The 24,750-nt window shown below is 39.6% G+C and carries 24 protein-coding genes; 9 read left to right on the forward strand and 15 right to left on the reverse strand.

Annotated features, from left to right (window positions below; all coding sequences use genetic code 11):
- Nucleotides 1–51 precede the first annotated feature (51 nt).
- From pgl to FD724_RS19770, 3 genes are all read right to left on the reverse strand, one after another.
- On the reverse strand, nt 52–774 hold the full coding sequence (gene pgl / locus FD724_RS19760) for a 6-phosphogluconolactonase (protein WP_179073797.1): 723 nt from the start codon (nt 772–774) through the stop codon (nt 52–54).
- Between the two features lie 272 nt (nt 775–1,046).
- The gene (rph, locus tag FD724_RS19765; protein ID WP_114083020.1) at nt 1,047–1,790 is read right to left on the reverse strand and encodes a ribonuclease PH; all 744 of its coding nucleotides are present in this window, start codon (nt 1,788–1,790) and stop codon (nt 1,047–1,049) included.
- 135 nt (nt 1,791–1,925) lie between these two features.
- A complete protein-coding gene (locus tag FD724_RS19770; RefSeq protein ID WP_179073798.1) occupies nt 1,926–2,549 on the reverse strand; it encodes a nucleoside monophosphate kinase in 624 nt (207 codons plus the stop codon).
- Between the two features lie 343 nt (nt 2,550–2,892).
- Between FD724_RS19770 and FD724_RS19775 the strand changes: the two genes are divergently transcribed.
- Nucleotides 2,893–3,429: a P-loop NTPase family protein gene (locus FD724_RS19775; RefSeq protein ID WP_179073799.1), complete on the forward strand. Its 537-nt coding sequence runs from the start codon at nt 2,893–2,895 to the stop codon at nt 3,427–3,429.
- Nucleotides 3,430–3,525: 96 nt separating this feature from the next.
- Nucleotides 3,526–4,095, forward strand: a complete 570-nt coding sequence (gene dcd / locus FD724_RS19780; RefSeq protein ID WP_199346307.1) for a dCTP deaminase — start codon at nt 3,526–3,528, stop codon at nt 4,093–4,095.
- A gap of 141 nt (nt 4,096–4,236) precedes the next feature.
- On the opposite strand, the gene FD724_RS19785 is transcribed toward dcd, so the two are convergent.
- Both FD724_RS19785 and thyX read right to left on the reverse strand, forming a co-directional pair.
- Nucleotides 4,237–5,085 carry an Rpn family recombination-promoting nuclease/putative transposase gene (locus FD724_RS19785; RefSeq protein WP_179073801.1) on the reverse strand — a complete coding sequence of 283 codons (849 nt, stop codon included), beginning with the start codon at nt 5,083–5,085 and terminating at the stop codon, nt 4,237–4,239.
- Between the two features lie 124 nt (nt 5,086–5,209).
- Nucleotides 5,210–5,932 carry an FAD-dependent thymidylate synthase gene (gene thyX / locus FD724_RS19790; RefSeq protein ID WP_012409077.1) on the reverse strand — a complete coding sequence of 241 codons (723 nt, stop codon included), beginning with the start codon at nt 5,930–5,932 and terminating at the stop codon, nt 5,210–5,212.
- Nucleotides 5,933–6,126: 194 nt separating this feature from the next.
- On the opposite strand from thyX, the gene FD724_RS19795 reads away from it, so the two are divergent.
- Together FD724_RS19795 and FD724_RS19800 are read left to right on the forward strand one after the other, a co-directional pair.
- On the forward strand, nt 6,127–6,342 hold the full coding sequence (locus FD724_RS19795) for a chlorophyll a/b-binding protein (RefSeq protein WP_114083012.1): 216 nt from the start codon (nt 6,127–6,129) through the stop codon (nt 6,340–6,342).
- 144 nt (nt 6,343–6,486) lie between these two features.
- A complete protein-coding gene (locus FD724_RS19800; RefSeq protein WP_179073802.1) occupies nt 6,487–7,068 on the forward strand; it encodes a thioredoxin family protein in 582 nt (193 codons plus the stop codon).
- A gap of 97 nt (nt 7,069–7,165) precedes the next feature.
- Here FD724_RS19800 and FD724_RS19805 read toward each other — a convergent pair whose 3' ends face one another.
- The 3 genes from FD724_RS19805 to modA all read right to left on the reverse strand — a co-directional run bounded on the left by FD724_RS19805 (nt 7,166) and on the right by modA (nt 9,644).
- Nucleotides 7,166–7,840 (reverse strand): PEP-CTERM sorting domain-containing protein, encoded by a 675-nt coding sequence (locus tag FD724_RS19805; protein ID WP_114083010.1) that lies wholly within the window; start codon nt 7,838–7,840, stop codon nt 7,166–7,168.
- Nucleotides 7,841–8,099: 259 nt separating this feature from the next.
- Nucleotides 8,100–8,723, reverse strand: coding sequence for a DUF642 domain-containing protein (locus FD724_RS19810; RefSeq protein ID WP_179073803.1), 624 nt, complete (start codon nt 8,721–8,723; stop codon nt 8,100–8,102).
- Between the two features lie 66 nt (nt 8,724–8,789).
- A complete protein-coding gene (gene modA, locus FD724_RS19815) occupies nt 8,790–9,644 on the reverse strand; it encodes a molybdate ABC transporter substrate-binding protein (RefSeq protein WP_114083008.1) in 855 nt (284 codons plus the stop codon).
- 740 nt (nt 9,645–10,384) lie between these two features.
- Here modA and FD724_RS19820 point away from each other — a divergent pair.
- Complete coding sequence (locus tag FD724_RS19820; RefSeq protein WP_114083007.1) at nt 10,385–10,786, forward strand: fasciclin domain-containing protein; 402 nt, start codon at nt 10,385–10,387, stop codon at nt 10,784–10,786.
- A gap of 155 nt (nt 10,787–10,941) precedes the next feature.
- Here the strand turns inward: FD724_RS19820 and sfsA are convergent, their stop codons facing one another.
- Complete coding sequence (sfsA, locus tag FD724_RS19825) at nt 10,942–11,667, reverse strand: DNA/RNA nuclease SfsA (protein ID WP_179073804.1); 726 nt, start codon at nt 11,665–11,667, stop codon at nt 10,942–10,944.
- Nucleotides 11,668–11,906: 239 nt separating this feature from the next.
- Between sfsA and FD724_RS19830 the strand changes: the two genes are divergently transcribed.
- Entirely contained in the window at nt 11,907–12,575 is a 669-nt protein-coding gene (locus tag FD724_RS19830) for a 2OG-Fe dioxygenase family protein (RefSeq protein WP_179073805.1), read from the forward strand.
- Nucleotides 12,576–12,577: 2 nt separating this feature from the next.
- On the opposite strand, the gene FD724_RS19835 is transcribed toward FD724_RS19830, so the two are convergent.
- Nucleotides 12,578–13,726 carry a DUF711 family protein gene (locus FD724_RS19835; RefSeq protein ID WP_179073806.1) on the reverse strand — a complete coding sequence of 383 codons (1,149 nt, stop codon included), beginning with the start codon at nt 13,724–13,726 and terminating at the stop codon, nt 12,578–12,580.
- 263 nt (nt 13,727–13,989) lie between these two features.
- Between FD724_RS19835 and FD724_RS19840 the strand changes: the two genes are divergently transcribed.
- Nucleotides 13,990–15,258: a tetratricopeptide repeat protein gene (locus FD724_RS19840; RefSeq protein ID WP_179073807.1), complete on the forward strand. Its 1,269-nt coding sequence runs from the start codon at nt 13,990–13,992 to the stop codon at nt 15,256–15,258.
- 134 nt (nt 15,259–15,392) lie between these two features.
- On the opposite strand, the gene FD724_RS19845 is transcribed toward FD724_RS19840, so the two are convergent.
- From FD724_RS19845 to FD724_RS19860, 4 genes are all read right to left on the reverse strand, one after another.
- A complete protein-coding gene (locus FD724_RS19845) occupies nt 15,393–16,991 on the reverse strand; it encodes a B12-binding domain-containing radical SAM protein (protein WP_114081376.1) in 1,599 nt (532 codons plus the stop codon).
- Between the two features lie 318 nt (nt 16,992–17,309).
- A complete protein-coding gene (locus FD724_RS19850; protein WP_179073808.1) occupies nt 17,310–18,266 on the reverse strand; it encodes an NAD(P)-dependent oxidoreductase in 957 nt (318 codons plus the stop codon).
- Between the two features lie 171 nt (nt 18,267–18,437).
- Entirely contained in the window at nt 18,438–19,499 is a 1,062-nt protein-coding gene (gene hemE / locus FD724_RS19855) for a uroporphyrinogen decarboxylase (protein ID WP_179073809.1), read from the reverse strand.
- A 647-nt stretch (nt 19,500–20,146) separates the two neighbouring features.
- A complete protein-coding gene (locus tag FD724_RS19860) occupies nt 20,147–20,827 on the reverse strand; it encodes a PEP-CTERM sorting domain-containing protein (protein ID WP_179073810.1) in 681 nt (226 codons plus the stop codon).
- Between the two features lie 396 nt (nt 20,828–21,223).
- On the opposite strand from FD724_RS19860, the gene FD724_RS19865 reads away from it, so the two are divergent.
- Nucleotides 21,224–22,055 (forward strand): IS5 family transposase gene (locus FD724_RS19865; RefSeq protein ID WP_372726494.1). Its coding sequence is split into 2 segments (ribosomal slippage): nt 21,224–21,559 and nt 21,561–22,055, totalling 831 coding nucleotides; the frame shifts between segments, so codons are not numbered across the junction.
- 453 nt (nt 22,056–22,508) lie between these two features.
- Nucleotides 22,509–23,225, forward strand: coding sequence for a hypothetical protein (locus FD724_RS19870; RefSeq protein ID WP_179073811.1), 717 nt, complete (start codon nt 22,509–22,511; stop codon nt 23,223–23,225).
- Between the two features lie 21 nt (nt 23,226–23,246).
- On the opposite strand, the gene FD724_RS19875 is transcribed toward FD724_RS19870, so the two are convergent.
- Nucleotides 23,247–24,566, reverse strand: a complete 1,320-nt coding sequence (locus FD724_RS19875; RefSeq protein WP_179073812.1) for an ABC transporter substrate-binding protein — start codon at nt 24,564–24,566, stop codon at nt 23,247–23,249.
- Nucleotides 24,567–24,750: the final 184 nt, after the last annotated feature.

Here is a 24,750-nt window from a genome sequence, read left to right on the forward strand (position 1 = left end):
AAGTCTTTCCCCTTGTCCCCAAGTCCTCTTCCCAATTCCCAATTCCCAAATTTAATGTTGAAGTTCCGAACCTGCTGCCGCATCCAGGAGCCACCAAAGTTCACCTTGGGGCCGAATTAAGCGGGATGGGTAAGCTAAGTCATCGGCTACAGGTGCAAAGACTTGCGCCAAAGCTGGGCGTTTATTAGCACCAGCAACCAGAAAAATCACATTGAGAGCAGAGTTGATGAAGGGGTATGTGAAACTTATTCTGGGGTTTCCGTCTTTGTTACCCACAGTCACTAGGCGATCGCGTACTTTGAGTGCCTCTGTGTGGGGAAACAAAGATGCAGTATGTGCATCATCACCCATTCCTAGTAATACTACATCCAATGCGGGAAACTCTACCCCAGAAGAATTGAAAAATTCTTTGAGATGTTGTTCATACTTTGCAGCCGCGAGTTCTGGATTGGCTTCTAAAGTTGGTACGGGGTGAATGTTAGCTGCTGGGATATCAACACGATCTAGCCATGCACGACGAGTCATCAGTTCATTGCTATCGGGGTGATCTGGTGGTACGTAACGCTCATCCCCCCAGAATACATGAATTTTATCCCAAGGCAGTTTTTGAGTAGCGATCGCTTCGTATAACGGTTTAGGTGTACTGCCGCCAGATAAGGCGATGGTAAAACGCCCTCGCTGCTCAATAGCAGTTTCTAACTTAGACAGAATTAATTCTAGCGCTCGTGCAACCAGCGTCGGCTGATCCGGTAAAACTTCAACGGTTTTGCTCATGGCTTCATCATCATATTGCTGGCTTCCAGCAATACCATACCGAACTTATTACAATCCTCCTTTTTAACTTTTGAAACATTTAACATCATGGATTAAGTAGGCTGGAAAATGTAGATGCTTATTATCACCATTGATGATAAGTTGTCAGTAGTCAGTTGTACTAACTACTAACTCTTCTCATAATTATTTTTATTTACACCCAGTTACTTGATACTTTGTTGATTAACACCACAGAGGATAAATTTATTAATTCTTATTAAAAATTAATAAAACTAATTAATCACAACCAATGATTCCCAATCAGCGATCGCTTCGCGTTGAAGGATTAACAATTCCTGAATTCCTTTTTGGGCGACATCGAGAAGTTGATCCAACTGAGTGCGGCTAAAGCTCCCTTCTTCGGCTGTTCCTTGGACTTCAATGATTCCCAGGTGTTGATTCATCACCACGTTAAAATCTACTGTTGCCGCCACATCTTCGATGTAATTAAGATCCAAAAATGGTTCTCCCTCCAGTAATCCTACGGAAATTGCTGCAACCTGTCCACACAGAGGCGATCGCTCTAACACGCCCTCCTGCAACAATTTAGAAATCGCATGAGCCAGCGCCACAAAGGAGCCTGTAATAGCTGTTGTTCTAGTTCCAGCATCTGCTTGCAAGACATCAGCATCTACAGTTAGCGTGCGTTCTCCCAATACCTCAAAATCCACTGCTGCACGTAAGCTGCGCCCAATTAAACGTTGAATTTCTTGCGTCCGTCCAGATAATTTCAATAATTCCCTTTCTTGGCGTTTTTGAGTGGCGGATGGTAACATTCGGTACTCAGCAGTTAACCAGCCTTTACCAGTTCCTTCGAGAAACTTCGGGACTCCCTTATTAACGCTAACAGTACAAAGTACCTGAGTATCACCGCATCTTGCGAGAACAGAACCGGGGGCAAAGTGTGTGAAACTGGGGTAAAAGCTGATCGGACGTAGTTCGTAAGGAAGACGGCCGTCTGGACGCTGCCAAGCCATTAGAATTGCCTCAAATTTTACAATACTGCCTTAAGATTACCTTAGTGTTGTAAATCATCTTTTTGGACATTGGGCATTGCCAAGAATTTTTCCTAACTCTAACTCTCCCACTCCGCACTAAGTCCTCAGCACTCATCAAGGAACTGAAAGTAGAGTTAAAATATTTTGCTGCACCATTTCTGGTGATTGGTCGCCGTTGATAGTCAATAGGCAGCGACGACGGTCGTAATATTCTAGGATTGGAATGGTGCGATCGTAGAATAATTCTACACGGCGCTGCACGATTTCGGGTTGGTCATCTGGTAGCGATCGCCCCAAGGATCGACTAACCATCACTGCTTCTGGAACTTGGAGATAAATTGCCCAATCTAGCTTTTGCCCTAAATCATCCAATAAAAAATCTAATTCCTCAGCTTGGAAGGCAGTACGAGGATAACCCTCTAAGACCCAATGGCAGTTAATATCTGGTTGTCTGAGGCGAACTCTGATCAAATCAACGATCATTTCGTCTGGAACTAACTCCCCTTTTTGTATGTAGGGCAGTGCATGATAACCTAGTTCATTTAGACTAGCGTAAACCGAAAGAGAAGTCCGGGGATCGGCTTCCGACCATCGAAATTCCGGCAGGGGCTGATTGCCAGATATTGCTTCCCGTAAAATCTCACCTGTAGAAATCAGAGGAATATCAAAGTATCTGCCAAGCCTTTGTGCTTGAGTGCTTTTCCCCGATCCTGAACCTCCCAGAATCACCAATCTCACAACAATTCACTCCTCATGCTGTCAAATTCACTACTTGCTAAGTCTGTTTTGCCCAAACAACCGACAAATCTAACATCTAGGGATTTTCCGACGTTATACCCAGCCTTTTTAAATAATTGGAACTGTAACTCTTATGTTTTAACTTTTACAACTATTTTCAGGGAAAAGACGTAAATTTAAATCCAAACAACTCTTGACTTATACACAAACGTAGTGTTTGACTAAGAATGCAATTTGTCAAATCCACCATACCTGTGAAAAACAGATTGATTATACAGGCAGATTTGTACTAATTACTGACAGAAAAGAAACTTAATTATTGTATCTTTTTGAACTTAACCCTATGGTTGCCCAGCTAGAAACTCAAAACATCAATTCAACCCTTACCTTGCCATATCCAGTTGAAGGACTAGTGCAAGTTTTCACTAGCTCACATCGTAATTTTTTTACGAGCGTTATAGCTCAATCACTGAGAATAGCTGGACAAGGAACGTCAGTATTAATCGTGCAGTTCCTCAAAGGAGGTATTCGTCAAGGACACGATCGACCCATACAATTAGGACAAAATTTAGATTGGATTCGCTGTGATTTGCCTCGTTGTATCGATACACCACATTTAGACGATACGGAAAATCAAGCCTTACAAAAACTGTGGCAATATACACAACAAGTAGTGTGTGAGAGCAAGTATTCTCTCGTGGTCTTAGATGAGTTAAGTTTGGCGATTAACTTTGGTTTAATTCCTGAAACGGAGGTTTTAGCGTTTCTGGCAAAACGTCCTCCCCACGTCGATATCATTCTCACAGGGCCAGAGATGCCAAAATCTCTCTTGGATGTAGCAGATCAAATTACAGAAATCCGTCGGAGTTATCGACCCTAAACAAAGTAAGTACTCGGTTCGTGCTACTATATCAAGTCTGTTTAAATTAACGTTAGCAACGAACTTGTGATTAAGAACGATATCTGGATTACTGAAATGGCTCAACAGGGCTTGATTTCGCCCTTTGAGCCAAGCCTAATCCGAAAAGTGCAAAAAGATAAGTCTGTAGCGGTTCAACCTGTAATTAGCTACGGTTTGTCTTCTTATGGTTACGATATACGCCTTTCCCCGGCTGAGTTCCGCATTTTTCGACACATTCCCGGAACTGTAGTTGATCCCAAAAACTTTAATCCCGATAATTTAGAGCCAACAGCATTGCATACTGATACTAGTGGCAGTTACTTTATTTTACCTGCTCATTCCTATGGACTTGGGGTTGCTCTAGAAAAGCTAGAGGTTCCTGAAAATATTACAGTAATTTGCATAGGGAAATCTACGTATGCAAGATGTGGCATAATTGCAAATTTAACGCCTGCTGAAGCGGCATGGCGAGGTCATTTAACTTTAGAATTTTCTAATTCTTCTAGTGCTGACTGTCGCATTTACGCTAATGAAGGCGTGGTGCAATTACTATTTTTAGAAGGTGAACCCTGCGCTATTAGTTACGAAGCACGCCAGGGTAAATATCAGGATCAGCAAGAAATTGTGACTTTGGCTCGTATTTAGACTGAATGATATCTAAAAAAAGTTTACACAAAATATAGAACTTAAATCTATTCACCTATTACAGTGCTGGTAATAATTTGATTGCAGATGCATCTAGTAGGCAGTTGCGTTTACTGTTGGGCTTGGCTTAGGGCCATTTTTTCATTGCGCTTCTAGCCAAACCTGTAAATCAGCTAAACTAGCAAAATCTAACAGTGCTTCACTCAAATCTTCCAGAACAGGCAAAGGTAAACCAGAAATTGAGGAGCGTATTTCCTCAGAAAGCTCCCCAAATCGCTTAGTTAATTGCCGGAGAATGAGATTAGCTGTTGCTTCTTCCCGTCCTTCCTCACGTCCTTCTTCCTTAATTTCTCGGTAAACTCGCGTTTCCTTAAGCGTGATTCCTAGCATAGACTCTACCTCCGCTTGAGTTAATTGTTCAAATCTGTACACCATAATCGTCGTTATTAATTCAATTATGGCGCGACTTGATGGTGATAGCACTTCTTGAGTGGTTCTTGTTAACAAATACCTTGCTTCTTCTGGTGCTTGTTCTTCATCCACTGTAGTTAAAACCATCAATGCTACCCATATAGGTAATTGACGAATATCACCTAACTCATCTAAATACACCCGATGTATTTGTTCACCGTTCAGCAATGAACGATGAGGATGAATATCGCTTTGTTCGATATTGCGCGACGGGTAAATTATCACTACTTGCCAGTCGCTAAATCTGACACGGTTGCGGTAGAAATATAACGAAGATTCAGCCCATACTCTTTCATAAAGTTGTTCATCTTTCTGGAACTGAACCTCACAAAAATATACAACTCCAGCACCATCGCTTTCAGGTGGTAGAAATACTCCGTCAATTTCAAATTTTGGTTCTTTGACGGCGACTGAATCAAAACGATAACTACTTGCATTAGTTGGAGGATTTGTCAACAGTTCAAATAGCAAAGTTGGAGACTGTTGAAACAGTTTGTAAAATATTGAGTCTCGACGCATGAAAACATTTTACTAATTTTTTATTTATGATTTTCTGGTGGCTGTTTGGACAATCCCCTTGAGCCAGAACGTGGTAGCTCAAAAAATCCAACTGGGACATTCTCAATCCAGCCCCAAAATATGATTATGGTGCAAGTCTGGCCTTACCAAGACGCTGTTTTTCATACCATTGTGCGATCGCAGGTGCCCAATCTTCAAAGTGAGGCCACATCATTTCACACAATTTCTGAATTTCAAGTTGAGCATCTTTCTTATTTCTCAGATCACAAAAATGCAAGAAAGACCTTAAATTGAAACTCACCACAAAATGCTGGCGATAGTCAAAAGGCACTTTACCTCTTGCGTGTTCTTCAGACATTCCACCCTCAAAATCAGCTTGATATCGTTTAGCTGCTTCCAGACACCACTCCAAATCTGCTGCTCGTTGCTCTGGTGAATAATGGTATTTTTTGCCTTGTCTATCAGTGTAATAACCAACAGGACGCAGGTAAAAAACATCTTCTATGTCTTTCTTACCTTCTAGTACATCAATAAATTGGTTGCCTGTGTACCTAAAAGACTGAACATCAAATGATACTCCTACACGATGAGTACGAGCCTGCTGCATAACACTGTGGGGAAAGTAACCACAGTTGAAAACAATCTGAGGATGCTCTAGAGGACCATAGTGTCCCCTCTCACCTGCTAAAAGTCGCTTAACAATAACTTCGCCGCTTTGTGACTCTGACGGCCAGGAGTCGCGCTCATCAAACACGAACCCATCAGTATAGTCCTGGTGCATCGCGGCATAAATCACCTGCTGCGGGTTTGGCGTTTTGGCAATAACCTCTACTCGAAATCGATGCATTAGTTTTTAGGAATGGATTTGTGACTGAAAGTGCTTATGCAGAAGAAGCGGAGCCTGTTGGTTAGACATGGCTTTGAACTCGATCCATTATCATATCTCTGCCTTGGACTTCTACTTGAGGAGATTAAGATACTTTACAAATATTAATAACTTTGTTACAGTTGTTTACATAAAGAGAAAACAGGGAAAAATCCATGCGTACAAGCACTGCTATAATTGACGACCAAGGCAAACTGAACAACTTTGCGATCGAGCCAAAGGTTTATATAGACGAGCAAGGCGATCGCACTGGTTTCACTCCCTATGCAGAAATGCTCAACGGTCGTTTAGCAATGATTGGTTTTGTTTCTCTAATAGCATTAGAAGTATTCACAGGACACGGTATTGTTGGTGTTTTGGCAAATCTGTAAAAACTAATTTTTTATAACGTAATTCTCAATAAATAATTAAGAGACGGTAAATTTACCGTCTCTTCTTTTATGGAAAGCTTAGTGCTAGAGTGAAAATATACTGATAGCAAAAGCCCTTATTAGCGTAAAAATATTAGGTGAACTATGGCTTTAACTGCTTCAACTATGTTGCCGCTAGGCACAAAAGCACCAGATTTTAATCTACCTGAAGTGGTATCTGGAAAGGCAACTTCACTTTCTACCTTTGCAGATAAAAAAGCGTTGTTGGTAATGTTTATTTGTCGCCATTGCCCATTTGTAAAGCACATCCAACAAGAATTAGTGCAGTTAGGAAAAGATTATTTTACAAGTGATTTAGCGATCGTTGCTATAAGTGCTAACGATGCCAAGAATTATTCAGATGATGCGCCAGAGTCGTTACAAGCATTTGCCACAGAACAAGGATTTAATTTTACCTTATGCTACGACGAGAGTCAGGAGACGGCAAAAGCTTACACAGCAGCTTGCACACCTGATTTTTTTGTATTTGATGAGCAACGCAAACTTGTTTATCGGGGACAATTAGATGATAGCCGTCCCAGTAATGGTAAACCTGTAACAGGCGCAGATTTACGCGCAGCCATTGAAGCAGTGCTGGTAGGCAAACCTGTTACAAGCGACCAAAAGCCGAGTGTTGGTTGCAATATTAAATGGAAACCCGGAAACCAACCCAGTTATTTTGGTTGAAAGTGGCTATATCAGCTTACTCGTATCCGATCGTGCAACACCCGATTAAGATTGTATAGCGATCGCTCTGTTGTTTTCTGAGAGTGACAAAAAAGGGCTATTCTTTCAAGCTAATTGTCTTCTTTTTCTTCAGCCATATTCCCAACAAGCCAGCAATTGCTATTCCTCCAATACTTGATGGCTCAGGCACAGCCAGAGGTTCTACACTCACATTATCCAAGTATAAAAAACCATAGCTAGCTCTACCACCCAACTTTAACTCTGTAGATGATTTTGTTGCCAAAAAATTCAAGTCATATTGTGTGAAAGGAGATCCAGCAACATTTATAGTATTTATTTTATCAAAGACTTTATTTCCATCGACAAATGCCTGAAATATATTATCAACTTGACTGCTATCTTCGTCTGTTCCTAAAAAGAAACTGAGATTATAGTTACTACCGATAGTTGTAGCCAAATTCTGAGATATATAAGCAGGATTTACAAACGAACCAATCGATAAACCTTGATTACCACTCTCATACTGAGGAAAATTGTTAATTCTAATCCCTGATGTATCGATCGGATCGCCAGATTTAATCCAGTCTGTAACATTAGGATTTGTAACGTTGGGATTATTAGGATCTACGAGAGGATCGATTTCAAAGCTTCCATTTCTAACAAGTTCTGCCGCTTGTGCTGCTGTATTACAAGTATTGGTAATCACAGCAGTGCTAATTAAGGTAGTGGTAAAACTAAAAACAATAATTGAGAGTTTTTGAGTTAACTTCATGAAACTTGACTCCAAATAATTACAATTTACGACAGTTAAAACAAGTTGATAGTTACATCTATGCTGGCTCTAATTGGTGTCAATAAAAATAAACACTTTATTCAGGTTGATAAGAGTTAACTATTCACCATAGATAATCTTTCCATAAACCAATTATGGAGTTTTTTAATCAGATGAATTTAAGTGGTATTCTCAACACTATAGAGCCAGATATCGCTTGGAATTTTAAGAGAATCAGGGTTGGCTTGCGAGCTGTGGTTTATTCATCCCCATCATCTATCTGATCGCACTGAGAGTTTTCCCCTTGTTGATCTGTAGATTTGACACTCACATCATCCAAATATAAAAATGCATACTTGGCTTTGGAACCAAACTTGATCTCGGTGGATGTTGCTTTGGCTTTAAAATAAAAGGTGTATTGTGTGTAGGGTTGGTAAGAAGTATCCTTTTTCTTACAAACCTTATTTCCACCTACAAAAACCTTAAATTTATTCTTTAGGTCAGGTGCCTCTTCAGTGGATGCAAAATAGTAAGTAAGTTTGTAGTATTGATCGACAACTGTAGGGATAGTCTGTGATATGTAGCTAATGGCTGAAAATCCACCAAGCGATAAACCTTGGTTCCCAGTTTTAGAAAAATTGTCAATCCTAGTACCTGATGTATCTATCGGATCGCCAGTTTTAATCCATCCTGTAAGATTAGGATTTGTAGCATTGGGATTATTAGGATCTACAAGTGCATCGTTTTCAAATCCCCCGTTGGTAATCAGTTCTGCTCCTTCTGCTTGTGCTGCTGACTTATAAGTATTGGTAATCACAGCAGTATGAAGGAGAGCAGTGGTCAAACTACAAAAAATAATTGAGAGTTTTTTAGTGAACTTCACGAGACATAACTCCAAATAGTTTAAAATTCACGACAGCGAGTACTTGATTGATTTACTTTGTAGTGATTAAGGCAAGATAAACCCGTAAGTATTTTTGAAAATATTCTGGGCAGTAGTACCACTTAAGTAGGTAGAAAAACTCTGTGCTGTCGATAAAACTGTAGTGTTGGCCAGTATCCCCAGTGGATAGACAATCGGATCGCTTTCTGTTGTTAGAGCAGTTTCTACGACTCTTACCTTGGTAGAAATTGCAGCATCGGTTTTGTAAACTGCACCTGCATCAATAGTTTTACTTACGCCACCAACTACAAGAGTTTTATTTTCAACAGCAGTTAAGACATTACGCACATTGCTAGCGAGGTATGTTTTAGGACTAACAGTAGTGAAAATACCTCGGCTAGTAAGAACTTGTTTGGCATAATTTCCTGCTGGTACAACTGGCGGAGTACCTGTGTAGTCACCTATAGCGATGCCAGTAATGTTGGCGTTGGTCAAACCATTGAAGCTAGTCAGAGCAGCACTACCAGCACTAACAGGAGGTGTCGTAGGAGCAATCAAAACTAGACGGTTTTTAACAATGTTCTTACGGCTACCTGCAACTAATTTACTTGGGGTTGCATTTTGCAAGACATCTATTTGATCGGTGGCCGCAGAAATGAAAATATCTGCTGCTGCTCCTGCTTGTATTTGGCTAAGTAAGGTGCCAGAAGCACCAAAAGTATAGACAACATTAACACTTGGGTTAGCACTTTGGTACTGAGTCTTAATATCATTAAGCGCATTCGTTAAGCTGACAGCTGCAAATACTCTAAGTGTGGTTGTGGAGTTTGCTGGCGATAAATTGATAAACTGGGAGCCTATTACCAGCATCATGCTAGTAACTGCTGTAGCAATCCAAGCGATAAGTCTTCTTCTGTTCATGAAATTTATAGTTTGGGGAAAATATTACCTAAAAGTCTCATTGTTGACGTACCTGAATTACGTACAGGCAACAGAAAATAAACTGCATAGAATGCAGAGGATATGGATAAATCTCATTTAGAGAGTTTTGATGTAATTGCTACGCACGAAAAATTCTGGAAATAAACAAACGGACTCACAATTCCTAAAAGCATTAGTTATGATTAGCCGTTATTATTTCCAAGTAGAATTACACAAACAAAAAGTGAAATGTATTTAGTGATGAAATAATATCAGTTAAACACGCATATTACCAACATTTTTGGTTATAGAATCCTGACAAAAAACTTAGGCAACAGAAGTCAAACTTTGAAAATCCCCTAAATTGCTTGTAGAGCATAGGTTTATTGTAAAATTTTCATAAATTACTAAAATAGATTTTTACCAATAAAGTAGTTTTAAACGAGCTATTGCCTAATTTAGTTGGTAATAAAGCAGGTGTACTAACACTAGTGAAAAGCGATCGCACTTACCGATGTGTAAAAAAGGAGCGATATCTGCGGCGGTAAACTACGAATCCAGGAGTGCTTGTAACTCATCCATACAGATCAACTACATATAATTCTCTCTTTGTATAAAAATATATACAAACTTTTATGTTATCAATAAAAAAATTGATTTGACATACGCCTAACGATAGATAGCTTTTATGGAGAAATAGTTTAGATTTGTAACAGGTTACACAGAACTAGGTAAAACACATGGCCAACATAATTGACACTGCCACTAACAATGGTTCTTTCAAGACACTAGTTGCAGCAATCCAAGCCGCTGGTCTGGTAGATACACTGAAAGGTGATGGCCCATTCACCGTCTTCGCACCCACAGATGAAGCATTTAACAAGCTTCCAGCAGGTACAGTAGACGCATTACTGAAAGATATTCCAAAGCTCAAGAAAATCTTGACCTATCATGTAGTCTCAGGTAAAGTACTGGCTGCTGATGTAGCTAAACTGAAGACAGCTAAAACAGTTGAAGGTTCAGATGTAAAAATTGACGCTTCTAATGGCGTTAAAATCAATGATGCAAAAGTTGCAACAGCAGATGTTGCTGCTGATAACGGTGTCATCCACGTAATTGACACAGTTTTGATTCCTGCATAAGCAAACTTCAGAATAGTGAATGCTATTTCTGGGGTGACGACTACCTGTAGTCGTTTCTTGATTAAAATCTGGTTGAATGTTTTTTAGTAAACACCAACTACCAACAAACCCATCTAGATCCTGTCTAGATGGGTTTATTGTTTAATTAAGTGTAATCAAATTTTGAGTTTTGCTAAACCCAAATAACGGATACCTTCGGGGGAAATGTCAAAACGGCAAGGTAAGACTTCTAAACCGAGAGCGATCGCATCCCGCAATAATTTACCATATACAGGATCTGTGCGATCGCCAGGGGAAAACTCTGTACAATCACCACGATTGATAAAGTAAAGCATCACCGCACGAGTTAAAGGTAGCAACGCCATCAGTTCTCGCAAGTGCTTTTGTCCTCTTGTAGTCTCTGTGTCAGGAAATAGGGCTAATCTCCCTTCAGACAAAGTTGTATTTTTCACTTCTAAATAAATCGGGCGTTCCTCATCACTCCCCGTCAAGAAGAAATCCACTCGACTTTTTTTATCTAGCCCATAAACCACCTCACCCTTAATTAGGCTATAGTCGCCCAATTCTGGAAAAAGGTGTTTCGCCAAAGCTAGCTTTACCACCCGATTGGGTAAAAAAGTATTTATGCCTACCCAAGTCGGCTCATTGTCATGTACCTGAATTAGTTCTAAGGTGTAAGCCAATTTGCGGTTAAGATTATCACTTTTGGAAAGCTGTACAGCACTTTGGGGAGTTGATACTCCAGTCATTGGCCCTGTATTAGGACAGTGTGCTGTCACTATTTCGCCAGAAGTAAGTTGAACGTCAGCAAAAAATCGCTTGTAACGCTTGAGTAAAATACCCGGATACAAAGGTGGGTAACGGTAAAGCCAATCCATCATTATAAAACCTTGTTGCTGCTAGTAAATATACGTCGATTCCTTACCCACCTAACTCTCAACAGTAAATCTTTGCAGCCGCGACTCCACCCTGTGACAGAAATCAAACAACTTTACATATCATAGATTGTCAACTTTTGTAGTTAAATTGACAACATAGTAATAAAAAGTAGCATATACTAAGCATTATAAGCCTCCCATAAAAAATCCGGGAGATTTCAACGTGCAAGGAGGTAAATCCTATGCAAAAATTGGAGACAGCAACGGAATTAGAATATGCTTTTCTGTTTACTCTAAGAAAAGTAAATTCAATCAATCCAGAAGGTTTTAAGCCATTTTTTAGTAATATGCCTATTGATCCTTACATCAAAGGCAACTATCGTTCCAGAAGATTATCTCGGTTCACAGTTTCTGGAAATCAGTTAATCAAATTACCTCATGGCTATCTCTTTCAAAGTAAAAAGTATAATCCATTAGTGGGTGATATAAAAAGAGAGTTCGCAGAATTAGATGATGGACTCATAGAACTTGATATTTTTAGAAATCTAGTCTTAGCATTTAGTGATTCTTGTAAACTTCATCCTGAAGCGGAAATTGGGGTTCATCAAATTAGAACTATTTGTTCGTTAGATAATTTGGGTAATCCAGCACCTGAAGGTATCCATCAAGATGGTACTGATTTTATTGGCATATTTTCAGTAGATAGAGATAATATTCAAGGTGGAGAAACACATCTATATGCTGCCAAAAAAGAAAATCCTGTATTTAGCAAAGTTCTAAATCCGGGAGAACTTTTATTAGTTAACGATCATGATTTTTTCCACTTCACCACTCCCATAAAACCACAGCATGACGCTCAAGGAAGTAGGGATGTTTTTGTACTAACTTCTCCTAGCTTGCTTTCGGAATAATTTTAGTCAAATGTAAATATTTTGCAATCTACGAGATATGGGGAATTGAATGTAGTCATTTCCCCAGCTTTTTTGTTTGGAATTGGAAATAATCTAGCTGAGAGTGGTTTATCTAACTTGATGGCTAAAGTTGCCAAATCAATTAATAAAGCTGCAATTTTTTCTATTGTTATATCACCCGGAATCGGAACTGTATCCAGTCCACAACCACAAACTGCTGAATATAATAATAAATTTGTAATATCATAAGTTTGCTCATTAGCTCTGGTAGCCAGTCCCACATCTTCACAAACTGGAAGCATCAGCCCAGAGTAACCACAGATTTTTACTGATACATTTTTCAGTACACGAGTCAGCATACCAGAAATGCTGAGAGTTCCAGAATGCCCAAACTTACCATTAATCAATTTTTCATAAGCAAAAGCAATACTGTTTTTCTTATCCAAGGATGGGGCTAGAGAGGTATCGATTCCTGCATAAGTAACGGCGAATCTATCAGATATTTTTTCGGAAATAACCGCGACTTGATTTAATTCAGATTCTAAAAGTAATTGCAGGTTTTGCTCTCCTGTTATCATATTGTTAGCTTGTGAAAATGCTTGCATTACCAAGTCACCTAACTCTAAACCTATAGCGAAAGATGTATTGCCTCTATGGTAGGCTGTAGGAAAAAATGGGATACCTGGCTGACAGTTTGCCCATGCACAAAAACGAAAATTACCATAACCATTTTCACTTTCTTGGGAAATACGTTTAATAGCTTTGGCAGATTCCCTAGCATTTTCAAAGTTGATACCAGTTTCCCTATCGCCAATTGTGCTTGAGCAGTAAATAATCGATGTACTTTTGTTGATATCTGGAATAATATCTATTGTTTCAGGTTTGCTGGCATAACCAATATTGAAAAAGCTGATATTCAGACTTTGGCAAAGTTGTTCTAGAGTTTGAATTTCATTGATAATTTCGATTTTTGATAAATCTTTTAGATATTCTTCCCAGGTATTAGTGGCGATTCTAGTTGTTTGTACTTCGTATCCTTGTTTTTCAAAGAGAATCTTTGCTTGCTGATTAAAGTCAGCAGCTTGCTTAATTGTTTCCTGATCTTGTAAAGATTGAAGTGATATACCTGTTGTGATAGTTCTGATTTTCATTGGTATAACTCATTATTGATAAGATTAATCAAAGTTTTAGCCAAGATTTGTACTAAATCTAACTGCAAAACCTGGAGTGTACAATATTCAATTGCATGAATATCGCCAATAAAATTTACGGGGTTTGTTCGTTTTAATTCACTGCAAATCCGAAATGAAGCAAAGCTACGCTGAATACTTAGAATATTAAGAGTGAGTGGATAGGTTAGGCTACGAAGCAAGCTTGCTGGAATTCAACTAACTGAATCAACCAAAGAAATGTTATGAATGACGAATTTTACAATAGAGGATTGGAAAAGGCTAGGCGAAAAGACTACGCCGGAGCAATTGAGGAATTTAGCCATGCTTTACAACTGACACCTTACTTTACCGAAGCTTACTTGCAAAGGGGTTTAGCATATTATGACTCAGGAGCAATCCTTAAGGCTGTTTCAGATTATACTGAAGCTCTGAAACTTAATCCTGAGAGTGTAGAGGCATATTATTGTCGTGGATTGGCTAGGGTGGCGCTGAAAAATTTACCAGGGGCGCTGGAAGATGTTGAACGCGCTATTCGTCTCAATCTCAATTATGCTGCGGCTTATAATCTGCGAGGGATGGTGCGGCGCAAACAGGGTTATCTTCAAGATGCGATCGCTAACTTTAAAAAAGCAGCACAATTATATCTAGAACAACAGGATAAAGAAAACTGTCGCCTGTGTCTGGAACGAATTAAACAGCTACAACCCCAAGAATTACCTGTTGTACAGCAATCGCATTCGCCAAATGCGCCGATTTTATCCACCAATGATTATTTCACCCAGTTATTAGAAAAAGCTGAAAAGGGAGATATTCAAGAGGCACTGGCCGATTTAAACTGGGTATTGAAAGCCGATTCACAAGATGCCCAAGCTTACTGCTGTCGTGGGGTTGTGCGTTGTAAGATGGGAAATTATCGAGAAGCGATCGCAGATTTTAATCAAGCATTGCGACTAAATTTTCAAGATGCCATTGTCTATCGCAACCGAGGTAAAGCCCGTTCTATATTGGGAGATCATCAAGGTGCGATCGCGGATCTTAATCAAGCACTCCAAATACAACCACAAGATCCTCTAGTTTATATTGCCAGAGGTAATGCCTATCGTACAACGGGCAACTATCTGGGTGCAATTCAAGATTACACCCAAGCACTGCAAATAAATCCTGATGATGCTCAAGCTTACTACAATCGTGGCATTGCCTTTACTTGTTTAGAAGAAATGCAAAATGCCGTGGAAGATTATCAACGGGCGGCGAGTATTTTTTGTGAACAAGAAGACTGGGGAAATTATCAACAAGTTTTAAGTAGCCTAGAAAAAATCCAGAAATTTAGTCCACAGTCAAAAAAGCAAAAATATAACCTGCTACATCAGCGACTTTTGGGTATGGTTGGGGGATATTGGGAAATTGCCGAAAGATTAATTCAGCAAAAACAGGATTATCATCCTGGAATGTCAGACGAATGGTATTTGCAAAGAGTGATTGATGATTTAGAACGCGATCGCGGTAGATAAAATATGAAGAAGGCAGGAGGAAAACTGGCCTCTGCAATAACTATTTTCATTTATAAATGCCACTAGCTATAAACGCAAATTCACCCGTACAAGTGTACGGGTGAAGATGCGGATTTGCTTATCTGTTACCGCGCTTAACTAACTACCGCTTCAGCTTTTTCCTCTGCTTTTTCCTTCACTAGCACATAAGGCGTTTCTGCACCTTGTGCGAGATATTCAGCTAGCTGACTTTCAATTTGATCGCGCACAATTTGCCGATACTCTAGAAAATGCTCGTTGTGGGCGCAAGCAGAGATGTAATGCTCAATCACTCCAGGGTTACGCTTGAGAATGCTAAACAAATGGTGCCAGAACTTCCAACGGGTTTCCCGTTTGATTCCTTGTCGCCAAATTACAATCAGCAACGCTTTGACAACTATCCACTCTGGCATTTTTGCTGGCGCTTTCCAACTCGGTAAACCCATCATTAAGAAACAACGATAGGTACGATCCAAGTAATTTACTGGGTCGTATAAAGTACAAAATGCTTCAACATATTCTCTAGCAAGTTCTTCTAACGGACGGGTGGGCAAGAAGTTCATCAATGTTGTCTGGTTGATGTTGCCATCTTGATTTTCCCGCAGTCGTCCTTCTTTTTTCAGACGATGCCAAAGTGCGGTGTTAGGTAACGCTTGTAACATGGCAAAGGTAGTAGAGGGAATAGCTGCTTGTTCCGCAAAGCGGACAATGCGATCGCCTGCGCCTGCTTTTTCGCCATCAAAGCCGATAATAAACCCAGCCATTGGGCGCAATCCCGCTTTGATGATGGTTTCCACCGCCTCAGTTAAAGAACTGCGAGTATTTTGAAACTTCTTGGTCATTTGCAAACTATCCTCATCCGGCGTTTCAATTCCCAAAAACACCGCCGAGAAACCAGACTCAACCATCAACTCCAACATTTCAGCGTCTTGTGCCAAGTCAATTGAAGCTTCAGTGTCAAATCGGAAGGGATATTTGTGTTCTGCCATCCAGACTTTTAACTCTTTCAGCAACAATTTTACATTTCGTTTGTTGCCAATAAAGTTGTCATCCACCATGAACACACCCCGCCGCCAACCTAATTCATAGAGGCAATCTAACTCTGCTAAAAGTTGGGCTGGGGTTTTAGTGCGTGGTTTGCGTCCGTAGAGAACAATAATGTCACAAAATTCGCACTGGAAGGGACACCCGCGCGAAAACTGCACCGACATCATGTCATAAGCATTCAATTCCAATAAATCAAAGCGGGGTATTGGCGTGCTTGTGACATCAGGTTTTTCTGTGGCGCGGAAAGTGCCAGATGTATCTCCGCGTTGAACTGCCTCAATAAACATGGGGAGAGTGATTTCCCCTTCATCCAGAATCAGAAAATCTGCGCCAACATTTTCAACTTCGTGAGGTACAGAGGTGGGGTAGGGGCCGCCAACTGCAACTAACTTGCCACGTTTTTTAGCTTCCTGGATTTGTTCAAGTAAATCTTGCTTCTGGACAATCATCGCAGACAGAATTACTATATCTGCCCATGCCCACTCTTCTTCTGTTGCTGCGCGGATGTTGCGATCTACCAGCTTGAATTCCCATTCTTGGGGCAGAATCGCCGCTACTGTGACTAAACCCAGAGGTGGTAATAAAACTTTGCGATCGACTAACTCTAAGATTTTTTCATAAGACCAAAAAGTTTTAGGAAATATTGGATACACTAACAAGATTCGCATGTAGTATCAATCCTCACACTTTGATTGTTATCCCACTCTAACGAAAATAAAGAGTTATTGACTTTTTATTAAAGTTGTTTTATCTTACCACCGATATTTTTTCCTTTAATGGGCGGCTAGCGACTGGAATTATTGCAGCTAATCGGCAAAAAGAAAAGTATGTTAAAGCAGGAATCAGGAGATTTCTGGTTTCTCTAACTACGACCAGGCTACAAACTAAATTCATATCAGTAGGACTTAGGCAGAAGAACTGGCAGCTTGTGTCGGCTGATCTTTGCCAGAAATGACCGTTATCATTAGCAAATAATAGATATTTTCTCAATCAGCACGTTCAACGCCACTAATTTTTAAAACATCACTCATGGTTACACAATAATTTGGCAAGCCAAAACTATTGGGATTTATGAATTTTTCATAAGTGAAATGCCGATAGTTCATGCAAAATCTATCCCAAGCAGCCATTTGAATACGAAACAGAACAATAATCAAATTAGCCAATGCTATAGAGATGGGAATGCGAAAGTAAATCTTTTTCCCCAGATAAGCACAAACTTGTTCTACTGCTTGATTAGCAGTTGACGGTGCTTGACCCAAAACAAGCCGACGTGGTTGATCGTTTTTGGCAGGATGATCGATTAAATATCGCACTACAGTGGCAATATCTTGTGCGTGGATAAAGTGAAAACTGCCATCTGCTTCCAAAAAACGAATCACATTAATATATTTCGTCACTTCTGTAATACCAGATGTTACAGCAGAATAGGGTTTATTCGCATCACCGCCCAATACTATAGTCGGAAAAACTGTGGTAATTTTGGATGCGATCGCTAATTTTTCTTTTTTCTCTAAGCACTCATATTTAGAACGGATATAATCTGTCCCAATTTCCCCGGCTTCTTTTAATGGTTGATTGTAGCGATCCAAAACGCTAGCTGTCGAAAAATAAATCACCTGCTGACAACGTTCTGGATCTAGTAATTCGAGCAATTCTATAGTCTTGACGACATTAATATCAAATGTCTCATCACCACCCCAAGCTGTGGCGGTGAGTACCGCCGTATCAATTGTGGATAGTAAATCGGCAAACTGGCGAATATTTTGCATATCACCTTGTAAAACGTTGATACCTGAACGGGCTTTAGTATCAACTTGCAGTTTGCTTGGGTTCCTAACTAGCAGATACAGTTCGTGATCTGTTTCTTTAATTAAGGCTTCTGTTAAATAATGACCTACACAACCACTTGCACCAGTCACTAAGATGCGTTTCTGGCTCATAAAAAATTTATCAAACGTTAGGAGTTAAAACTAAAGAGTTAAGAATAAAGTTAAAAGTTCCAATTGCAACTGATAACTTATAACTCTGGAAATTTTAGATTTTGAATTTTGGATTTTGGATTGAAAGAAAAATCTAAAATCTAAAATCTAAAATCTAAAATTGTATGACTCCTAATTCTTAACTCCTGCAAGATTCAATTCCTTTGCGGTTTCAAAGAAGAAAGCGACATTTTCTTCGGGAGTTTCTGGAAGGACACCATGACCGAGATTGAGAATATGACCCCAGTTACCAGCTTTGCGAACGGTATCGAGAATGCGATCGCGGATAAACTGTTTAGAGCCAAATAGCACGCCTGGGTCAAGATTTCCTTGAACTTTGACTTGCTTGCCCAATCTTGCCCGTGCGTCTGCCATATCCACTGCCCAGTCTACACTGACAATATCAGCGCCAGATTGTGCCATTCTTTCCAACACACCCGCACTACCACTAACTAGCAAAATCAAAGGTGTATCGGGGTGGGTTTGCTTAATCTGCTGGAAAACTCTCTGCTGATAGGGGAGAGCAAAGGTGTCATAATCTTGAGGACTCAATTGACCCGCCCAAGAATCGAACATTTGCACAACTTGAGCGCCAGAGTCAATTTGGTAGCGGGCATAGATGGCGATCGCATCTGCTAATTTAGTTAACAGTTGATGCAGTATCGTCGGATCTGAGAATGCCATGTTTTTGATGATGGAGTAGGTTTTAGAACCTTTTCCCTCAACTGCATAAGCTGCTAATGTCCACGGCGCACCCACAAAGCCTAACACCGTTGATTTATCGCCTACTTCAGAACGCAACGCTTGCAAAATTGTCTTGATAAATGGTAGAGCTGCTTCTGGTTCTAAAGGATGCAGAGCATCGATTTGTTCTTGAGTGCGGAGGGGGGAGTGAATGATTGGCCCTTTACCTTCCGCAATATCCATGTCAATGCCCAAACCAGGTAATGGGGTGACAATATCAGAAAATAAAATTACTCCATCTGGTTGGAAGGCTTTCCACGGTTGCAAGGAAACTTCAATTGCTACATCTGGAATTTCCGAGCGATCGCGAAACGAAGGATACTTCTCTCTTAAGTCTCGATATGCTTTCATATATCGTCCCGCTTGTCGCATCATCCATACAGGGGGACGATCTACTACTTCACCGCGAGCAGCCCGTAAGAGATGAGGAGTTGTTGAAGGAACGCCCATTTATCACTTCATCCTAAGTCACAATTTTTATGCCACTGTTTAGCTTATCATTCTAGGATTACGCTTTTTCAACAGGTTGGCAGCAAAAGGGTAATGGTAAGGCAAACGCATCTAAATTGATTACTCTCGATCGCAACTAAGGTTAAGAAACAACGAAAAAATAAGCATTTCTCGTTTGGTTTAGTTTCCAAGTCTCAAAGCGATGTCTACGATGGAATACACCTAAACCTTTAGCAACAAGCATCGGCTAATAAGATTCTATTTGCAATATAATACTCTTATTGACATAATGCGACCGCCCTGCACAAACTATTGAACACTCATTAATAGAGCTTCTACTACTAAATATATTTCAATTGTCTAACTAAGTAGAAATAATAAATGTTTTCAAAGTTTTATATATAAATATGAATTTAAATATTAAAAAATAATGAAATTAAAAATACGCTTTTCAGGGATTTTCTCTTTCATGAATGATTTAGGATTGTTATAGTAGTCTTTTATCTTTTAATACTCTAGAAACGATTCGTACTGTATAAAGAATGCCGTGATATCGCCAAGCTGTAAAAAGTAAAAGATGTGTATCGAGGCTGTGCTTCGATACACATTATTAAGGATTTTATACGGCTATCCTGATAAATTTATCTTTACATTGTCACTTTACGTTGTGAGCGTTTGAAGAGTGAAGTCATACCACAAGCACCAATTGCTAACACACCTAACATCGCATTAGATTCGGGAACGCTCTTGGCTAGTCTATAGGCATGGTTATCTGTTTCAAAAGCAACACCATTTGAGCGCATCACAACTCGATCAAATGTTTCTCCTGTGTCAGCTACAAGATTGATAAACATATTAGCTTGAGTGCTAGTCCAACTACCATTAGCTATAGCAGTTGGCACATCTGCACCACTAAAAGTCTTTACCAACTGATTACCCTTGTAAATGTCAACAAAGTTGTAATCATCCAATGAACCTGCATAAAAACCGAAGTAATTAACAGCTTCTTTGAAGTTAATATTGACAAAACCACTGTTGCCTGCAACATTAGTATTTTTTGGAGCAATTGTTAGAAATTTGGTGTTATCCCCATAAGGTGAGGCGTATTGACCAGATACGCTACCTTGAACAATGTTACTAGTAATATTAGAGTAAGTAACAAATCCATTAGGATCATTTGCGGTGCCATCGTCAAAGGTGACAGTTTTAGCATCAGCATAGCTAGAGAACGGGCCAGTATTGACTTGCAGAGTTACGGCACTAGCTGGATTTGCACTGACGATCACAGCAGTTGTTCCGAGTAAAGCCAAGGAGATTTTTTGCAGCATTCGAATAATAAACCTTGAAGAACACAAAGATAATTAAGACTGAACTTTTCTTGAAACCTAGCTATATAAAACTAGTTTCATTACTCGAACAACCTAGAAGAAAATCAAGAAGTATTATTTCTTTCTATATGACTGTTGTCGAGTAAAACAAGCTCGAAGATGTAAGTTTATCTTGATGCTTTGTAATACTATTGTGATTTTTTCAACTCGCAAAAGATACGGTATATACACCAAAATTTCTTTAAAGATTAAGTGAAGGGTCTTGTGCAATTTTAGTGAGCAGGACAAACGCATCTAAGATTACTCTTGATCGCAACTAAGGTTAAAAGATTAGACCTCTTGCAAAAATATTTTATGGTATGATGTAAAGTTTTGTCGCTTGAATCAATACTACTTATGCGATACGAGCAAACAAAAAAGTTATCGAATCGGCAGTTCAAACGTTTGGTCGGGGTACAACGACGTACTTTCGATGAGATGGTTAAGGTATTAGAACATACAACCAGTTTTAAGCAAACACGAGGTTATCCGAACAAGCTAGGCTTGGAAGACCAAGCTTTAGTTTGCCTACAGTATTGGAGAGAATATCGGACTTACTTCCACATTGCTAGTGACTGGCAAGTATCAGAATCAACGGTTTGCCGGATAGTACATTGGGTTGAAAGCACATTAATCAGTTCTGGAAAATTCCGTTTAGGAGGAAAAAAGTCCTTGTTGATCTCATCACAGAAACCGAAAACAGCTTGTGATGGATGTAACAGAGAGTCAAATTGAACGTCCGAAACACGGGCAAAAACGCTTTTATAGTGGTAAACAAAAACGGCATACTCTCAAATCTCAATTGATAATTGACCTAACAACCCAAGAAATTCGTTGTATTGTAAACGGTTCTGGCCGCAAACATGACTACAAACTATTTGTAGAGAGTAAGGTTCGTTTTCACTCCGAAACCGAAAGCTTAGAAGACAGTGGCTACCAAGGAATTTCTAAATTACACACTAATAGTCACTTACCTCAGAAGAAACCTAAAGGAGGTAAGTTAACCAAGGAACAAAAGCAATCCAACCGCGCTTTAGCGAGTCGCCGAGTAGTGATTGAACATGTTAATCGGCGTTTAAAAGTTTTTCGGATTTTAAGTCAGCGCTACCGCAATCGTAGGAAACGTTTTGGATTGCGCTGTCATTTAATTGCTGGGATTTATAATTATGAAGTTCAAAAAGAAGCCTAAATTTCTCTTGGATTTAGTCAGCCCTCAATCATACCACAAAACTTTTTTGCAAGAGGTCTATTATTTATAAAGTAAAAATAAAATTTCTGTAGGGAAGCCACTGCGTTGGGTGATACCGACTTGTACCCCTACGGAGAAGCAAGCTACGCTCTTAGCATTCCCACATGGTAGCAACTGGCGTTGTGTTAGGCATATATCTATGACGGGCGACTCTTAACCTTTTAGCAATAAGCTTAATTTAATGAGATTAGCTCACAGTTTATTGAGAATCAACTGCCATTATTGACATAATAGACTCGCTTTTGGAGAGTGGCAAATAATAGAAAATAGGGACTGACGAGTAAGAAATAGGATAAAACAAGAATCAATATTTAACTGAGGAGTGGGCATTAGTCATTCTCCCTGCTTCCCTATCTTCCTAATCTCCCTATTCCCTCGCTACCCTAATTTCTTATGGAAACTGACTCTAATAGTCCCGATCGTGTTGGATCTGCTAAAAACGAGCTTAATTCAGGAAACTTTTTGATTCCGCGATCGCAGCGACAGAGGTTCTTTATTCAGTTTACCTTAATGACCCTGATTGGATGGGTTGTGGGTGGCGTTGCCAGTATCGCCTTAGAAAAAATTATTCTCCAAAGCTCACCGAGTATTGCTCTCCAGGCACAAACATGGAGTATTTTGGTCAGAAGTCTCAGTAACGTTGTATTTGCCGTAATTTTTGCTGCTGACCAAGCCCTGATTGTTTACCGATATTTACCGGGTTTACAATGGCTATTTGCGACTAGCGTCGGTTGGCTGATTGCCAACGGTGTTTCTACAGCCTGGATTAACTACATTTCATCCATAGCCTCATCATCACCTGAAGAAACTTTTATTTTCGGATTCTTATCTGCGATCGCATATATAATTTCGGGTGTTTGGCTAGGGCTTTGCCAATGGCTGGTACTGAGGCGATATACAGCAGGTATTTGGTGGTGGAATTTTTTACCCTCAATTGCTTTCTTATTAATTACTATTTTGGTTTGGTTGCTTTTTCTGGTGCAAAATCTGATTCCAGAAGCAAGCCGTAATTTTATATTGTATTGGAGTGGACAAGGGCTTACGGCAGTCATACTGGGAGCTATACCAGCAATTGGTTTGTGTACATTAAAAAGAAATCCACATCGCTAAACTAGAGTTTCTTCAGGATTTTCATTTGTCATCCCAAATAAGTTCTAAACGTTCTTGTGCCGCCTTGAGTGCTTTTTCGGCAGACTCACCTAGTAATGTCGCCTCGATCGCTCGACCAAGACTGTCAGAAAGACGACTATATCCAGCAATAATTGGTCGAGGAAGTGCTACAGATATCTGCTCCATAAATACTTTTAAAACTGGTTTTTTGCTAATAAATTCCTTAAAAGCTTCACTTTGACCAGCTTTGATATTAACTGGTAAAAAACCCGTTCCGACACTCCATTCTTTTTGAAAGTCTTCACTCAAAACATACTCCAAAAATTTGAGTGCTGCTTTCTCTCTTGCTGGCGTGGTCTTCATTAGATACAATATTCCCGTCGCTGTCACCGTAGCAGGCTCAACACTTACAGGTATAGGGAAAACTTGATAATCAACATTAGACTTCATGATGTAAGTCCAAGGCCCTGTGATTTGCATCGCAACCCGGCCAGCGATAAAAGCATCCTCTTCATAACCACGTTCTGGAGGCGAAAGCATTACTGATCCATCTTTCATGAGGTTTTGCCAGAATTGCAAGGCACTAATAGCTGCTTGATTCGTTAAATTCGGACGGTTATTTGTCACTACCTCGCCGCCAGCACCCAATAAAAAAGGAAACCAACTAAATACAGTCCATTCTCCCTTTCCTAAAGGCAGCAACATTCCGTACTGTTCAGGTTTATTATCACCATTCCGATCTATGGTCAGTTTTTTGGCGACTTCCCTTAACTCTTCCCAAGTTTTGGGAATTTGCGTAATTCCCGCAGCTTGAAAAAGTTTAGGTCGGTAAAAAATCCCTAGATTGCTCGTGTAAAGTGGAATTGACCAAAGATGACCGTCTAATTTTAATTCCTCCAATAGGTTGGGGCTAATTTCCGACTTCAATGGCAATTTGTCCAGCCATTCTTCTAAAGGTCGAATTGCCCCTAGTTCCATAAACTGACCTGTCAATTGAGGATCGAATGACAGAATATCTGGAGGTGTATTGCCCACAACTGCTGTTAATATTTTTGGCAATTGGGGTTGACCTATGAAGATAGATTCTACTTGGATACCAGTATGAGTTTGATTAAATTTATTTACTAGTTTGTTAAACACATCCCGATTAGCAGGAGGATTTATTGATTGCCATAAACTCAGATTAATTACTCTATCATTATTCTGGAATGTCCCCTGACAACCATATAAGAACATTAAAAATATACTCAGAATAATTCCTACCAGCGAAAGCCGCCAAGCAGAATTGGTCATCTGGCGGAAAGTTTTTTGAATTTGGGATTTAAAAAGAGTAAAGTTCATGCCAAGTAGTTAATCAATTGCATTATCTGAAGGATGAAAAGTAAAATATAAAATCATGAATAATAAAGGATGATGTAAGACTTTATAGATAAATTTATAGACTGATAATCATGAAACTAAAAACTCCGTATGTAAGTATTTATGTTTATATCTTGAATCTATTTTTATATGTGTTTAGTATCTA

It is taken from the genome of Nostoc sp. C057 (assembly GCF_013393925.1).
GTDB lineage: Bacteria > Cyanobacteriota > Cyanobacteriia > Cyanobacteriales > Nostocaceae > Nostoc > Nostoc muscorum_A.

Excerpts from the sequence above, each read along its gene's own strand:
- hemE (WP_179073809.1), bottom strand. The coding sequence starts at position 19,499 with ATGGGCGTTCCTTCAACAACTCCTCATCTCTTACGGGCTGCTCGCGGT.
- modA (WP_114083008.1), bottom strand. The coding sequence starts at position 9,644 with ATGAACAGAAGAAGACTTATCGCTTGGATTGCTACAGCAGTTACTAGC.
- FD724_RS19830 (WP_179073805.1), top strand. The coding sequence starts at position 11,907 with ATGCAAAAATTGGAGACAGCAACGGAATTAGAATATGCTTTTCTGTTT.
- FD724_RS19860 (WP_179073810.1), bottom strand. The coding sequence starts at position 20,827 with ATGCTGCAAAAAATCTCCTTGGCTTTACTCGGAACAACTGCTGTGATC.
- FD724_RS19835 (WP_179073806.1), bottom strand. The coding sequence starts at position 13,726 with ATGAAAATCAGAACTATCACAACAGGTATATCACTTCAATCTTTACAA.
- FD724_RS19845 (WP_114081376.1), bottom strand. The coding sequence starts at position 16,991 with ATGCGAATCTTGTTAGTGTATCCAATATTTCCTAAAACTTTTTGGTCT.
- FD724_RS19850 (WP_179073808.1), bottom strand. The coding sequence starts at position 18,266 with ATGAGCCAGAAACGCATCTTAGTGACTGGTGCAAGTGGTTGTGTAGGT.
- FD724_RS19870 (WP_179073811.1), top strand. The coding sequence starts at position 22,509 with ATGGAAACTGACTCTAATAGTCCCGATCGTGTTGGATCTGCTAAAAAC.
- thyX (WP_012409077.1), bottom strand. The coding sequence starts at position 5,932 with ATGCATCGATTTCGAGTAGAGGTTATTGCCAAAACGCCAAACCCGCAG.
- pgl (WP_179073797.1), bottom strand. The coding sequence starts at position 774 with ATGAGCAAAACCGTTGAAGTTTTACCGGATCAGCCGACGCTGGTTGCA.
- dcd (WP_199346307.1), top strand. The coding sequence starts at position 3,526 with ATGGCTCAACAGGGCTTGATTTCGCCCTTTGAGCCAAGCCTAATCCGA.
- FD724_RS19800 (WP_179073802.1), top strand. The coding sequence starts at position 6,487 with ATGGCTTTAACTGCTTCAACTATGTTGCCGCTAGGCACAAAAGCACCA.
- FD724_RS19805 (WP_114083010.1), bottom strand. The coding sequence starts at position 7,840 with ATGAAGTTAACTCAAAAACTCTCAATTATTGTTTTTAGTTTTACCACT.
- sfsA (WP_179073804.1), bottom strand. The coding sequence starts at position 11,667 with ATGATGGATTGGCTTTACCGTTACCCACCTTTGTATCCGGGTATTTTA.
- FD724_RS19785 (WP_179073801.1), bottom strand. The coding sequence starts at position 5,085 with ATGCGTCGAGACTCAATATTTTACAAACTGTTTCAACAGTCTCCAACT.
- FD724_RS19875 (WP_179073812.1), bottom strand. The coding sequence starts at position 24,566 with ATGAACTTTACTCTTTTTAAATCCCAAATTCAAAAAACTTTCCGCCAG.
- FD724_RS19840 (WP_179073807.1), top strand. The coding sequence starts at position 13,990 with ATGAATGACGAATTTTACAATAGAGGATTGGAAAAGGCTAGGCGAAAA.
- FD724_RS19820 (WP_114083007.1), top strand. The coding sequence starts at position 10,385 with ATGGCCAACATAATTGACACTGCCACTAACAATGGTTCTTTCAAGACA.
- FD724_RS19775 (WP_179073799.1), top strand. The coding sequence starts at position 2,893 with ATGGTTGCCCAGCTAGAAACTCAAAACATCAATTCAACCCTTACCTTG.
- rph (WP_114083020.1), bottom strand. The coding sequence starts at position 1,790 with ATGGCTTGGCAGCGTCCAGACGGCCGTCTTCCTTACGAACTACGTCCG.
- FD724_RS19795 (WP_114083012.1), top strand. The coding sequence starts at position 6,127 with ATGCGTACAAGCACTGCTATAATTGACGACCAAGGCAAACTGAACAAC.